Origin of the sequence: Roseivivax isoporae LMG 25204 (assembly GCF_000521865.1) — a bacterium.
In the GTDB taxonomy this organism is placed as follows: domain Bacteria; phylum Pseudomonadota; class Alphaproteobacteria; order Rhodobacterales; family Rhodobacteraceae; genus Roseivivax; species Roseivivax isoporae.
The window spans coordinates 1-813 of record NZ_JAME01000137.1; the positions used below are offsets into that span (position 1 = coordinate 1).

Sequence of the window (813 nt, forward strand, 5' to 3'; positions counted from 1 at the left end):
CGGCCGAGGCCGGCGCGCGCGAGGCGCTCGGGGTGCGCCTCGGGGACACGGCGGCCGCGCTCGAGACCGAGCGGCGCACGCGGGTCGACGGCGATGCGGCGCTGGCCGAGAGCATCGCCTCTCTCGAGGCGGAGCTCGCCTCGGCCGAGGCCGGGATCACCGGCAACGCCGCCGCGCTGTCGACGCTCTTCACCAATGTGGGTGCGCAGGGCGATGCGATCGAGGCCCAGGCGGGCGACATCACCGACCTGCAGGTGCGCATGACGTCGGCCGAGGGCGACCTGATCGCCGCCGGCACCGCCTTCTCGGGCCTGCAGACCACCGTCACCCAGCAGGGGGGCACGATCACGTCGCTGTCCTCGAGCGTGACGCAGCTGACCTCGCGCGTCGGCACGGCCGAGGCGAACATCTCGAACCTCTCGACGACCCGCGTCACGGAGTCGGGAGCCGTCTCGGCCGTTACGCAGGAGATCAGCGCGAGCTATGGCAGCCTGACCGCACTCGCCAGCGCCACGGCCTTCGCCGAAGCGACCGCGGAGGGGATCAGCGAGAACTTCGTGGTGCGGCTCGGCGGCGACGATGTCCTGTCGTTCGTGCGGGTCTCGGACGGTGGAGCCCCGGTGACCACGGCGCGGATCCGGAGCGACTACATCCGCCTCGACGGCGACACCGAGATCGCCGGCAACTTCCTTGTCCGGGGGCAGAACATCGTCCTCGACGGAAACACCGCGGTCACCGGGGCCTTCAAGGTCACGAATGCCAACATCGCGGGAACCCTGCAGTCGACGAGGCAGAGCGCCAATGCCGGCTGGA

At 71.2% G+C, this 813-nt stretch carries 1 protein-coding gene; it reads left to right on the forward strand.

Annotation, left to right across the window (positions count from 1 at the left end):
- The coding region (locus RISW2_RS25240) for a hypothetical protein (RefSeq protein ID WP_043775852.1) at nt 1-813 on the forward strand (813 nt) is incomplete at both ends.